This is a genomic window from Breznakiella homolactica, assembly GCF_016616095.2.
Classification (GTDB): Bacteria; Spirochaetota; Spirochaetia; order Treponematales; family Breznakiellaceae; genus Breznakiella; species Breznakiella homolactica.
The window spans coordinates 1,309,843-1,323,695 of the sequence record NZ_CP067089.2; the positions used below are offsets into that span (position 1 = coordinate 1,309,843).

9 protein-coding genes are annotated in these 13,853 nt (G+C 54.3%); 7 read left to right on the forward strand and 2 right to left on the reverse strand.

Annotated elements, in window-relative coordinates; all coding sequences use genetic code 11:
- The first annotated feature begins 3 nt into the window (after positions 1 to 3).
- From JFL75_RS06070 to JFL75_RS06100, 7 genes are all read left to right on the forward strand, one after another.
- On the forward strand, positions 4 to 2,511 hold the full coding sequence (locus JFL75_RS06070; protein ID WP_215625795.1) for a beta-mannosidase: 2,508 nt from the start codon (positions 4 to 6) through the stop codon (positions 2,509 to 2,511).
- Positions 2,502 to 3,623 carry an alanine racemase gene (locus JFL75_RS06075; protein ID WP_215625796.1) on the forward strand — a complete coding sequence of 374 codons (1,122 nt, stop codon included), beginning with the start codon at positions 2,502 to 2,504 and terminating at the stop codon, positions 3,621 to 3,623. The genes JFL75_RS06070 and JFL75_RS06075 overlap by 10 nt, the downstream gene beginning before the upstream one ends.
- Entirely contained in the window at positions 3,620 to 5,215 is a 1,596-nt protein-coding gene (locus JFL75_RS06080; protein WP_215625797.1) for an N-acyl-D-amino-acid deacylase family protein, read from the forward strand. Before JFL75_RS06075 ends, JFL75_RS06080 begins: the two co-directional genes overlap by 4 nt.
- Before the next feature lie 50 nt (positions 5,216 to 5,265).
- Entirely contained in the window at positions 5,266 to 5,727 is a 462-nt protein-coding gene (locus tag JFL75_RS06085) for a RidA family protein (protein ID WP_215625798.1), read from the forward strand.
- Positions 5,728 to 5,778: 51 nt separating this feature from the next.
- Positions 5,779 to 8,022 carry a glycoside hydrolase family 3 N-terminal domain-containing protein gene (locus JFL75_RS06090; RefSeq protein WP_215625799.1) on the forward strand — a complete coding sequence of 748 codons (2,244 nt, stop codon included), beginning with the start codon at positions 5,779 to 5,781 and terminating at the stop codon, positions 8,020 to 8,022.
- A 44-nt stretch (positions 8,023 to 8,066) separates the two neighbouring features.
- Positions 8,067 to 10,469 carry a glycoside hydrolase family 9 protein gene (locus JFL75_RS06095; RefSeq protein WP_223292776.1) on the forward strand — a complete coding sequence of 801 codons (2,403 nt, stop codon included), beginning with the start codon at positions 8,067 to 8,069 and terminating at the stop codon, positions 10,467 to 10,469.
- A gap of 181 nt (positions 10,470 to 10,650) precedes the next feature.
- Positions 10,651 to 11,538, forward strand: coding sequence for a fructose bisphosphate aldolase (locus JFL75_RS06100; protein ID WP_215625800.1), 888 nt, complete (start codon positions 10,651 to 10,653; stop codon positions 11,536 to 11,538).
- A 14-nt stretch (positions 11,539 to 11,552) separates the two neighbouring features.
- Here the strand turns inward: JFL75_RS06100 and JFL75_RS06105 are convergent, their stop codons facing one another.
- Positions 11,553 to 12,413 (reverse strand): SDR family NAD(P)-dependent oxidoreductase, encoded by an 861-nt coding sequence (locus JFL75_RS06105; RefSeq protein ID WP_215625801.1) that lies wholly within the window; start codon positions 12,411 to 12,413, stop codon positions 11,553 to 11,555.
- A 94-nt stretch (positions 12,414 to 12,507) separates the two neighbouring features.
- Positions 12,508 to 13,800 carry a sodium ion-translocating decarboxylase subunit beta gene (locus JFL75_RS06110; protein WP_432756663.1) on the reverse strand — a complete coding sequence of 431 codons (1,293 nt, stop codon included), beginning with the start codon at positions 13,798 to 13,800 and terminating at the stop codon, positions 12,508 to 12,510.
- Positions 13,801 to 13,853: the final 53 nt, after the last annotated feature.

Below are 13,853 nucleotides of genomic sequence, written 5' to 3' on the forward strand. Positions count from 1 at the left end.
ACCATGCAGAAAAAGCAGCTGCTGAGCGGTGTTTGGGAATGGAAGGCCGCGGATGATCCGGCCTTCCGCAGGGGAACGGTTCCCGGTTCGGTCCTCTGCGATATGCTGGACCTCGGTCTTATTGAGGACCCTTTCTGGCGTCTGAACGAATATCCCACCCGGGAACTGATGGGCAGGGATTACATCTACCGGCGAAGCTTTTCGGTTTCCGAAGAAGATCTTTCCGCCGACCGGATTGAACTGGTCTGTGAAGGCATCGATACCATTGCCGCGGTCAGCATCAACGGCAGGCCCGCGGCGTCGGTGGACGACATGCATCGGACCCACCGCATTCCGGCGGCGGACTTTCTTAAACCAGGGGAAAATGAAATTATTGTTGAGTTTTCCTCCGCCCTGCGGTTTGTCCGGGAAGAGGATGCCGCAAATGATATCCACTACGCGTCCACCGGCAGCATCCATGGAAACGCCGCAATCAGAAAAGCTCATTATATGTTCGGATGGGACTGGGGTCCCCAGCTTCCGGACATGGGAATCTTCCGGGATATCTATATTGAATATACCCGGGACGCATCCCTTGATGATGTCAGGATCCGGCAGTTTCATTTTCCCGGCGAAAACCGGGTGGACCTTACCATCGAAGCGGAGGTATCCCTCTTCGGGACGGAAACAGCGGAACTGCGCGCGGAAATTGAAAGTCCCCGCGGTAAACATTTTTCAGTAAACGGTATATACCGGCCCGGAGAAAACCTGGTCCTGTCCATACCGGAGCCCGAGCTGTGGTGGCCCAACAATCTGGGAGACCAGCCGCTGTATTCGGTTACGGTCCGCCTCCTTGCCGGCGGCGCTGAACAGGACCGGTACGATTGCCGGATCGGTCTGAGAACAATAACGGTAAGTACCGACGCCGACGAATACGGCAATGAATTCGCCTTTATGGTAAATGGTGTAAAAATCTTTGCCATGGGGGCCAATTACATTCCCCAGGACAGCCTTATTCCCCGGATAACCCCTCAGCGGTACCGGACCATGGTGAAGGAATGCGCCGAAGCGAATTTCAACTGCCTCAGGGTCTGGGGCGGCGGGTACTATCCCGGGGACGCGTTCTACGATGCCTGCGATGAGTACGGTATCCTGGTGTGGCAGGATCTGATGTTCGCCTGCAATGTCTACGCCCTGAACGACCATTTTGAACAGAACATAACCGCCGAAACCCGGGATGTTGTCCGCCGGCTGCGTCACCGGGCCTGCCTGGGACTGTGGTGCGGCAACAACGAAATGGAATGGGGATGGGGAGAAGGATGGAAGCGCATCCTGGGACACCACCCACGGTACAAAGCTGACTACCTTAAGATTTTCGAAATGGTGCTTCCCCGGGAACTCATAAAACATGACGACCAGACTTTTTTCTGGCCGTCATCACCCTCCTCCGGAGGGGCTTACGATTTTCCCAACGATCCCGACCGGGGGGACCAGCATTACTGGGAAGTCTGGCATTCCGGGAAACCTTTTACGGAATACCGTGCCAGCCACTTCCGGTTCTGCTCCGAATACGGATTCCAGTCTTTCCCCCACAGCAAAACCCTGGCGAGCTTTACCCTTCCGGAGGACCGGAATATCTTCAGTGAAGTCATGGAGTCCCACCAGAAGAACGGAACCGCCAACAGTAAAATCTTTACGTATATTTCGGACTACTTCCGGTATCCCAAGGATCTTGACTCCATTGCCTATATCTCCCAGATACTCCAGCTCAAGGCTATCCAATACGGCGTGGAACACTGGCGGCGGAACCGCGGCCGGTGTATGGGTTCCCTGTACTGGCAGCTGGACGACTGCTGGCCTGTAGCGTCATGGGCGAGCATCGATTATTTCGGAAGATGGAAAGCCCTCCACTACGGAGCGAAACGGTTTTACGCTCCCCTGATTGCCTCCGCCTGTGAGCGGGAGGAACTGGATACGGAAATTACCTACTTCATCCACAACGATTCTTTGAAATCCGAACAATGCAGGCTCGAAGTGACGCTGATGGATACAGAGTTCAAGGTGCTTCACAGCGCAGGTATTACCGCCGAAGCCCCGCCGTTATCGGCGGCGGCGGTACTTACCGTTGATTTCGCGCCCTTTATTCCCGACGGCAATACCCGGAAGCGGGTATTCGCGCGGTACCGGCTGCTGCGGAAAGATTCCTGTGTGAGCCAGGGTACGACCATGTTCGTAAAACCAAAACACTTTGAGCTTCCCCAGGTTTCATACGAAACCGCAGTTACCGATCTCGGCGATACCTACGAAATCTCGGTCCGGGCCGGTGGATTTTCAAACTATACCGAAGTATTTTTCAGGAATACCGACGCGGTATTGAGCGATAACTTTTTCGATATCACCGGCCCTGAAGCCGTGCGTATTACCGCGGAAAAATCCCGGCTCTCACGGGATCCCGGTGCCGGCGGCTTGGCGCAGGAACTTGCTGTCCGCAGTGCGGCGGACAGCTATGCACGGGAGGAACTATGGAACTGACCGGGAACCAGCTGAATGAAGTGGAGACTCCCTGTCTCATCATTGATGTAGAGCAGGCGCGGCGCAACATAGAATCCATGCAGAAGGCCGCGGACGCGGCTGGCTGCGCCCTGCGGCCCCATATCAAAACCCATAAGATGCCCTTCTTCGCCAAAATGCAGGTGGAAGCCGGCGCCAAGGGTATTACCTGCGCGAAGGTCTCCGAAGCGGAAGTAATGGCAGACGCCGGGATTCAGGATATTTTTATTGCCTACCCCATGGTCGGGGATTTCCGGATCCGCCGGGCCATAGATCTGGCGGGCAGGATCGGGCGGCTTATCCTCGCGGTGGACAGCCTGACCGGGGCGGAAGCCCTGGATAGAGCGGCCCGGAAAAGCGGGAAGCGGCTTGAGGTATGGCTGGAAATCGATACCGGCGCGGGACGCACGGGTATACCCGTGGAAGATTCCCCTGCTCTGGCCGCGGCAATCAGCAAAATGGACGGCCTCAGCCTGACCGGTATCTATACCTTTAAAAGTCTCGTATATCAGGGGAAGCCCACCGAGGACAACACGTTAGCCGCCCGGGAAGAAGGGGACATGATGGCCCGGACAGCGGATCTCATCCGCGCAGCGGGCGTGCCGGTTCAGGAAATCAGCGCCGGTTCTTCTCCCACCGGGGAGGCCGTAGCCCTGACCGGAAAGGTTACGGAGATACGGCCGGGAACTTATATATTCAAGGATGTAATGCTTGAAAAAGAAGGCGTGGCGGAACCTCCCGAGCTTGCGGTTAAGTACGCCGCCACTGTGGTAAGCTGCAATCATGACGGATACGCCGTGATCGACGGAGGCACCAAAACTTTCCCCACGGATATACCCATAAACACCGCGCCGGCGTTTTATCCGGGCTACGCGGTGGTGGAAGGTTCTGACCATCTCCGGCTGAGCCGGATGAACGAGGAACACGGAATAATCACCAGCACCACCGGCAAAACAGGTCTTACCGTGGGCCAGAAGCTTACCCTGCTTCCGATACACGTATGCACCGCCATCAACATGCAGAACTCGGTTTACCTCCTGGAGAACAATGTACTCAGGAGACAGACCGTGGATGCCCGGGGGATGCTGGTATGAAAACTCTTGTCAGAGGCGGGACCGTATACGACGGTACCGGGGCCGAAAGCTTTACGGCGGATGTCCTCATAGAGGACGGAATCATCACCGCAGTAGAACCAGGCATATCCGCGGACAGCGCCGAAATCATTGAAGCCGCGGGATACGCGGTTACCCCGGGTTTTATAGACGGACACCGGCACTGCGATATCGCGCCTCTGACACGGGACGATTTCGGGGATGCGGAACTTGCCCAGGGTATTACCGCGACCGTCGCGGGCAACTGCGGACTGGCTCCGGTTCCTTCATCGGAAACAAGCCGTCTTGAGATGTACGATTTTCTTGAACCCGTAACCGGCCCGATTCCTCGGGAGATAAGTTTCGGGAGCTATTCAGAATATAAAACAGCAATTGCAAAGGCGGGACTGCCCCTGCACATGGGATTCATGGCCGGCGCCGGGGCTATAAAAACAGCGGTAAAGGGTTTCGTCTCTTCTCCGTATACCGCGGAGGAAATTACCAAGGCCGCCGCCTACGTCGATGAAGCCATGCAGGCCGGAGCGCTGGGTGTTTCCCTGGGCATTATGTACCAGCCTGAAATTTTCTCCACCGCCGAGGAAATAGCCGCGGTTATCCGGCCAGCGGCGCCGTATAACGGAATCCTGTGCACCCATATCCGCGGCGAAGGCGACAGCCTGGCGGAGTCGGTGCAGGAGGTAATCCGGATTGCCGCCATGGCGGAGATGCGTCTCAATGTCAGCCACTTCAAGGCAACGGGCATCAGGAACTGGCGCAGCACCATATACCGGGCTATTGAATGTATAGAAGATGCCCGGGCAAAGGGCCAGCCGGTTACGGCGGATTTTTATCCCTACGACGGCGGAAGCAGCACCATGCTGTCCCTGGTTCCGCCCACGGTACTCGCCGACGGCAACAAGGCCATGCTCGAACGGTTATTAACCCCGGAAGGAAAAAAACACCTTGTCCGGGAGATCTACAGAGACCATCCGGGCTGGGACAACATGGTTACCAGCATCGGCTGGGACCGCATTCTGATAAGTTCCGTAACCCTGCCGGAACACGCTGCCTATTCCGGGAAAACCGTTTCTAAACTGGCGGATGAACTCGGTTACAGCGATCCCGCGGAATTCGCCGCGGAACTCCTCGCGGCTGAACACGGCAAGACCGGGGTAATTGTTCTGAGCATGGCCCAGGAGGATATCGATGATATCGCCCGTCTCCCCTGGACGGCGTTGATTTCGGATGCGCTATACGGCGGCGGGGATAATCCCCATCCCCGGCATTACGGAGCTTTCCCCAAGTTCCTCCGGGAATACGTTATGGAACGCCGGATCCTTTCCATGGAAGCGGCAGTACATAAAATGACCGCCATGACCGCGGACCGCATGGGAATCCGGAACCGGGGAAGGATACAGCCGGGATTCCGCGGCGATGTTCTCGTGTTTAATCCGGATAAATTTACCGACACCGCAACGTATACGGTTCCGAAAAAACTATCCCGGGGAATGGAATGGGTTCTGCTGGAAGGCAGAACCGTATGGCACGGGGAAAAACAGAACGGAAAAAAAGAAGGAAAGATACTGAGCCTGTAAACCGGCTTTTGATCAGCAACACTATCTTCATTTAATAGAGAGGAGAAAATATGGATATATACGAAAAGCTTGCGGAAATGAACATGGCTCTGCCCAAAGCGCCTCCCAAAGGCGGGGTCTACGCTCCGGCAAAACAATTCGGGAAGGGACTGGTGTACATTTCCGGCTGCGGTCCGGTAATAGATGCGCCGGTAGCCGGAAAACTGGGGAAAGAATTTTCCACAGAACAGGGAAAAGACTTAGCCAGGAACTGTATGCTTAATGTTCTGGCGGTACTGGAAGCCAATATAGGTGATCTCCGGAAAGTAAAGAACGCGGTAAAAATCCTTACCCTTGTGGCGGGAACCGATGAATTTTACGACCAGCCTATGGTGGCAAACGGCGGAACAGAGCTGCTTATCGATCTCTTCGGCCCTGAAAAGGGAGCCCCTTCCCGGTCGGCCATCGGTGTAAACGCCCTGCCCGGCAATATCCCCGTGGAAACAGAAGCGCTGTTCGAAATAGAAGAATAGCATACTCCGGAATCAGTTCCGGAATATTTACTGCTTACAGGAAAGGTTATTATGGAGCCTTACCGGAATACTGAGCTTACCCCAAAAGAGCGGGCGGCGGATCTGCTCCCCCGCATGACACTGCGGGAGAAGGTCGGACAGATCAACCAGCGGCTGTACGGATTCCAATGCTACCGGCGGGAAGGTTCGGAATTCGAACTGACCGAGGAATGCTGCGCGGAAATAAGCCGCTGGAGCGGACTCGGTGTACTCTACGGTTTATACCGCGCCGACCCCTGGTCCGGGAGAACCGAAGAAAACGGCGTTCCGCCGGAGCTCGCGCCGAAACTGTATAATCTGGTACAGCGGAGAGTTCTGGAAAATTCACGTTTCTCAATTCCGGTACTGATGAGCAGCGAATGTCCCCATGGACACCAGACGCTGGGAAGCTACCTTCTGCCGGTTAACCTGGCCGCCGGCGCGTGCTTTAATCCGGGCCTGCTGGAAGAAGCCTTTGCCGTTTGCGGCGCCCAGATGAAAGCCCAGGGTGTTCACCTCGGACTCCTGTCGGTTCTCGATGTTCTCCGGGACCCCCGGTGGGGCCGGAGCGAGGAATGCTATGGGGAAGATCCGTATCTGTCCCGGATTCTGGCGGCAGCGGCGGTCCGCGGATGTACCCGTGCCGGTGTTGAGGCCGTGGCCAAGCACCTCTGCGCCCAGGGCGAAACCACCGGCGGTATCAATTCCAGCGCCGCCCGTATCGGACCGAGGGAACTGCGGGAAATTCACCTTCCCCCTGTCTGGGCTGTCCTGGAAGAAGGAGCCGCGGGTTTGATGGCGGCATACAACGAAATCGACGGCATTCCCTGCCACGCGAACCGCTGGCTTCTCAGAGATTTTCTCCGGGATGAAGCCGGCTTCAAAGGCTTTGTTATGGCCGACGGCACTGCCCTCGACCGTCTGGATGAAATAACCGGTGACAATACCCTGTCCGGAGCGCTGGCATTAAAAAGCGGGATAGACATAAGCCTCTGGGATTCGGCCTTTTCCCGGCTGGAAGAAGCGGTTCAATCCGGCGCTGTTCAGGAGGAACGCCTCGACGAAGCGGTTTTCCGGGTCCTGGAATGTAAATTCCGCCTCGGTCTTTTTGAGCATCCCTATATGGACGAAGATTCCCCGGTCCGGCTTTTTTCAGCGGAAGAATATCCCCAGAGTCTGGAAATGGCGCGGCAGAGTATTGTACTCCTGCAGAACAAGGACACATTACTGCCATTAAGCCGGGAAGCCCGGACACGGATCGCCGTCATTGGGCCGAACGCCGACAACCTTTACGCCCAGCTCGGGGATTATACCCCGCCGGTTCCCGCTGAATCCGGCTGCACCCTGCTTCAGGGTCTCACTTCGGAAGCGGGCAGCGGAATAACACTGGAATACCTTCCCGGATGCGACCTGTTCACCGGCACGGAAAGCCAATTGGAAGCGGCCCGCCGCCTGGCGGAAAATTCCGATCTGGTGATTGTATGCCTTGGGGGCTCGTCAAGCCGTTTCGGCGAAGTGCGGTTCGACAACAACGGCGCGGCCATCCCGGGCAGCTCCGTTCAAATGGACTGCGGTGAGGGAGTCGACCGCGCGGACCTGGAACTTCCCGATTGCCAGTTAAGGCTTTTCGAAACCCTGGTACAAACCGGCAAGCCAATAATCGCCGCAGTAATCGCCGGAAGACCCTACGCGCTGCCGTCGGTTTCCGGAAATGCCAAGGCCCTGCTCTACGCGTTTTATCCCGGCCCCTGGGGTGGGAAAGCCCTGGCGGAAATTATCTTCGGCAGTACCCAGCCTTCGGGGCGGCTGCCCGTATCCCTTCCCCGTTCATCGGCCCAGCTTCCGTGCTGGTACAACGGCAAATACTCGCAGAAAATCAGGTCCTACTGTGATACGGACTCATCGCCGCTTTTTCCATTCGGAGCGGGAACGGGATATACCAGTTTTGAGTACCGCGATGTGCGGGCAGAAAAAAAGGAAAGAGGAATTGTCCTCAGCTGCACCATATCCAATACGGGGACGTCCCCGGGATACGCGGTGCCCATGATTTTTATCCGGTGGCAGCGGGGAACCATTACCGCCCGCCGCAAGGAACTGAAACAGTTTGCCAAACTGCGTCTTGAACCCGGGCAGGCCCAAATTCTTTCTTTGGAAATTTCTTCCCGGGACCTGGAACGGTGGGACCCGGATATGGTGCTGAGACCCGGAACAGGTCCGGTCCTTATCATGCTTGAGGACGGAGCCAATCTTCACTGGAGCGGAGAGGTACTGTACTGATGGTACGGACCTTACGGAAATAAAAACCTTGGAGGAGACCCAGGATGAACTTGGAAAAAGATTTCGAGCAGCGGCTGATGGATTCTTTTTATGTGCATATACCTTTAACTGCGGATGAGCAGAAGACCGCCGAACACCGGGCTGCCAATAAAACTGTGGTAAGCAGCCTTGACCTTTGGGACGGAAGTTCCATGGAGAGCTGGAGTTTTGACGGAGACGGAGAATGCTCCGTCTCAGCCGGCGGAGAGCTGGTGCTGAAAACCTGGTCCAGGGCTGACCGCTGGCCGGATACGGAAGTCCGGGCGGACAATGCCGCCGCCGGGGCATACGCAACCTTCGGGTCCTATATCGCGAAGCTGGATGTGCGGAAGTATGATCTCAGCAGAGGAAACAGAATCCGGTTTGAATTGTACTGTGACTGTCCCGGACTGCACAGCCCCATTGTGCGGGTCGGTTTCGTTAACAATGGACCCGTAAAAATCCCCGACGCCTATTCCCGGGAAGGCTTCCACGCCATGAACCTGAAAAACCATTCCTGGAATACCATGTACTGGGAAATCGGTTCCATTGCCCATGATAAGGTTGAAGAAATTTCATTTAATATGCACCGCTATGGGAAGGAGCCCTCCGCCGGCGGTGATGATCTTAACTTCAAAATAAAAAATATCCGTTTTGAGAAAGTGGAAGTCCCCGATGTTGTCCATGGCTGGGAATGCCAAAAGGGAACAGCTGTATTTTCCACCGCGGGTTATTCAGTCCGGGGAAGCAAAACAGCAGTTGCAAATACTGAAGAAAAACAGTTTTCCATCATTGATTCGGCAACCGGCAAAGCGGTTTTCCAGGGACCGGTGCAGCAGGCATCGGGGAAGCACGGAGATTTCAGTTTTCTGGACTTCACTGAACTCAAATCCGAAGGAAGCTACCATATCAAACTGGGAACTTATGAAAGCGAATCCTTCAGAGTTTCCGAAACCGTATTCGAACATACCGCGTGGAAGCTGGTTAACTTCCTCTTTTGTGAGCGCTGCGGATTCCCGGTGCCGGGCAAACACGGCACCTGCCATATCGACGTCACGGCCCGGCACGACGGAGTTTCCATGACCTATGCCGGCGGCTGGCACGATGCCGCCGACGTATCACAGCAGACCGTCCAGACCGCGGAGATACTCCACGCCCTTCTTGAAGCGGCACAGCCGGTTAAGCACAGCAACCGTCTGCTGTACAACCGCATGATGGAAGAAGCGAACTGGGGGCTGGACTTTGTGCTCCGGACCCGGTTCGGCGACGGATACCGGGCAACGAATTCCGGGATTCGCCGCTGGACCGACAACCTGATCGGAAATATGGATGACTGCCCCGCGGTGGTGCACAACCATTCTTTTGAGAATTTCATCTGTGCCGGTGTCGAAGCGTACGCCGCGGAATGTTTTGAAGAATCGGATCCAATTCTGGCATGGCAGTGCGCGAATGCCGCCCGGGAAGACTTTGCTTTTGCCATCGAACGTTTCCGCAGCGTCGGTCTTGAGGAACCCGTTAACCATGAGCACGCCACCGGCGCCAGTATTTCACAATACTATGCCGCGGCGTGCTGGTCCGCCGCCCAGGTATACGCGGTTTTCAGGGAAGATGAATACGCTCAAATCATTGCCGAGTTTGCCGGGAAAATAGCCGAATGCCAGGAAAAAGGAACCGACGGCATTCCGCTGAAAGGTTTCTTTTACCGGGATGCGACAAAAAAAAGCATCGTACATTTTAATCACCAGGCCAGGGATCAGATTTTTGTCCAGGCGCTGGAAGCCGCCTGCGGGGCACTGCCGGACCATCCCGAGAAACCCCAATGGGAATCCGCCATGGCGCTTCACGGAAAATATCTTAAGGATCTTATGAATTATACGGAGCCCTACGGTATGATACCCGCGGGAATCCATGCCATGGATGAAGTTGACGACAAAGAAACTTTTGCCAGGGTTCAGCGCCACGTTGACTATGACCGTGAAAAGGAGAATTACCGGGAACAGCTCGAGAAAGCGGTACCCCTGGGAAACGGTTATTTTCTGAAAACCTTTCCCGTATGGTTCTCTTTCCGGGGGAATTCCGCGGTCCATCTTTCCATGGGTAAAGCGGCGTCCATACTGGGAGTGTACTTCGGTGATGAGGAACTGCTTGATATAGCCCGGGAACAGATCTACTGGGCATACGGCAAAAACCCGTCCGGCCAGTCCCTTATTTACGGGGACGGCAGCAATTACGGACAGCAGTATACGGCACTTCTCGGGGAAACCGTAGGAGAAATGCCCGTGGGAATACAGACCCGGGGCAATGAGGATCTGCCCTACTGGCCGCCTGCTAATATTGCCACATACCGGGAAGTCTGGACCACACCGCCAGGCCGGTGGCTCTGGATAGCCGCGGACCTGATGGGAGCCAAAGCCGGCAAGCCGAAATAATTTCCAAAAAACTTTCGTCAGAGCTGCATCCCTCTCCGCTGTTTATAAAATAGCGGAGAGTTTCTTTATTTACCGCCGATAGATTTGCTATTGGCCGGCCGCGGTCTTATACTGTATGTATAGTGTTCGGATTTCCATATTATCAACGCTAAACAGTAACGAAAATATCTGGAGGTAAAAAATGAATAATGAACAGCTGGAACGGATGCATTCCGGAAAAGGCTTTATTGCGGCCCTGGACCAGAGCGGCGGAAGCACCCCCGGAGCTCTGGAGCACTATGGTGTTTCCAAAGACCAGTATAAGAATGAAGAAGAAATGTTTGAAAAGGTCCATGAAATGCGGACCAGGATCATCACAAGTCCGTCTTTTTCTTCCGAATATATTCTCGGCGCAATTCTTTTTGAAGGAACCATGGAACGGAAGATCCGCGGAATTCCCACGGCGGAATTTCTCTGGAAGGAAAAGGGAATTGTCCCCTTCCTGAAAATAGATCTGGGAATGGAACCGGAAAGCGACGGAGCCCGGCTCATGAAACCGATCCCAAAACTTGACGAACTGCTTAAGCGCGCCCTGAAGTATGGTATCTTTGGAACTAAAATGCGGTCCTTTATTTCCAAGGCGGACCCCGAGGGTATCCGGAAAATAGTAAAACAGCAGTTTGAACTGGCCATGCAGATTTCCAAGTCCGGGCTCGTACCGATAATCGAACCGGAAGTGGATATCAACAGTTCCACCAAAGAAGAAGCAGAACAAATTCTTCTTAATACTATTCTTGAATCACTTAAGCAGGTTGCCGGCGGAACGAAACTGATGTTTAAGCTTTCAATTCCAACGGCGGCAAATTTATATGAACCGCTGATGAAAGATCCCAGGACAGTCCGGGTGGTAGCCCTCTCAGGCGGCTACAGCCGTGATGAGGCTAATAAAAAACTTTCCGGGAATACCAATATGATCGCGAGTTTTTCCCGGGCGTTAATGGACGGTCTTACAGCCCAGATGAGCGATGATGAATTCAACAAAGCTCTGGCGGAATCGGTACAGTCGATTTATAAAGCTTCTATTACCTGATACGAGCCGGGGTTCTAAAGGTCGATTTCCTCTGGGAGTATTTTCCTGAACCGCGTCCAGCCAAGATCAACTTCGTCTTCCTTCGGCGGAACTTCCGGTATCCCCGGAAGTATCAGGCCGCCGTCAACACGGATAACCGTTCCGGTTATATACGAAGCGGCTTCGGACGCAAGGAATAATACGGTATCCGCAATATCACCGGGAGCGCCGATACGTCCCAGGGGAATCTTTGTTCCGAGGTTGATCCGCGCGTCAATGGTTTCGCTGTCCAGGCCCCGGGACTCAAGTTCTTCCCTGGTGCGGACCGCCACGGCTCCCGGGGCGATACAGTTGACCCGTATTCCATAGGGAGCCAATTCCAAAGCAATGGACTGTGAGGCCCTTTCCACCGCGGCCTTCATACTGCCGTACATAAAATCATTCGAATGGGCCCGCACCGCCCGGGTTGATGTAATGTTTATTATATTTCCGGCGGTACCGTGTTTAACCATATACCGCGCCGCGGTTCGTATACAGACCATGTACGCCCGGAAATTGGCGGCCATAACCAAATCCATGTTCTCATCGGAATAGGTTAAAACACCGCCATGCTTGTCGGTAATGGAGGCGTTGTTTACCATCAGATCGATACCGCCGAGTCTATCCACCGCTTCAGCTGCGAAGTCACCGGGGGTATTCTTATCACAGAAATCAGCCCGGAACATATAGCATCTGCGGCCGTATTGTTCGCCGACAGTTTTCAGGATTTCTTCCGCTTTTTCATCTCCGCCGATATAGGAAAAGGCAAGATCATATCCCGCTTCCGCAAGCCTGTATACGATTTCTCTGCCGATGCCGCTGTTGCCTCCGGTAACAATTGCTTTTCTGCAGTCCATTGTACCCCCTGTTCCGTATGTATTTCACCGTCGGTTATTATACCATTGGAACAGGAGGAATGGTGCAAAAAACTATGTAACCCGAACCAATCTTTCAGCCGCCGTATACGGCAATCATTACCCCCGCGGCGATAGCCGTTCCGATAACACCGGCGACGTTCGGCCCCATGGCGTGCATAAGCAGGAAATTGCCTGGGTCGGCTTCAAGGCCGACTTTGTTCGATACCCGCGCGGCCATAGGAACCGCAGAAACACCGGCGGATCCGATAAGGGGATTGATCTTCTCCTTAAGAAAAAGATTCATGAACTTAGCTACCAGGACTCCGGCGGCAGTGGCTATGGCGAATGCCACGAGACCCATAATTACGATAATTATGGAAGAGGGATTTAAGAATTTTTCCGGAGTCATCTGGCTTCCCACTCCCAGAGAAAGCAGCAGGGATACGATATTCATGAGCTCATTCTGGGCAGTCTTCGACAGACGGTCCACTACTCCGATTTCCCGGATAAAATTTCCGAACATGAGGCAGCCGATCAGGGGCGCGGCGGATGGTATGAGCAGAATCGTAAGGCAGAACACCACCAGGGGAAACATCTTTTTTTCATTGGACGAGACAGGCCTCAGCTGTTTCATTTTTATAAGCCGTTCATGTTTTGTGGTGAGGGCTTTCATGATAGGCGGCTGTATGAGCGGAACCAAAGCCATATACGAATAAGCCGCCACCGCCACGGTAGCCAGAAGATGCGGGGCCAGCTTGGAAGCAATATAGATTGTTGTGGGACCGTCAGCGCCGCCGATGATTGCCACGGAACAGGCTTCTTTAAGGTTAAACGATACCCCGGGAATATAGTTTGCTGCGGTAATTCCAATGAGAGTACTGAAAACCCCAAACTGCGCCGCTGCCCCCAGAAGGGCTGTCTTCGGGTTGGCGATCAGGGGACCAAAGTCCGTCATTGCCCCGATACCGATAAAAATAAGCAGAGGGAAAAACTCATTCCCGACCCCGGCGTTGTAAATTACATTGAGAAAGCCATGGCCTTCTCCCATTCCCGCAAAGGGTATGTTTACGAATACGATCCCAAATCCGATAGGAATAAGCAGGAGCGGCTCAAATCCCTTAGCAGCCCCCAGATAAATCACCAGGAATCCCACCGCCACCATGAACAATTCCTGCCAGCCAAAAATAGTAATAGGCTCTCCGGCAGGAGTTTCCCGCTGATTGACATTGTTTATGAATGCCGACAGCCCGGTGCTTTCACCCATGTTTCTTATAAATGTTCCGATAGAAACCCGGGGAAGATCCTCACTGTTGGCAATAATTCCCTGCATACCTCCGGCGGCTCCCGCTGCCTGCGCCGCGATGCGGGGCATAAACGAAAACACCATGGCTCCGACAACAAGGATGAGACATATTTTTGTGATCAATACCGGATTGTTTT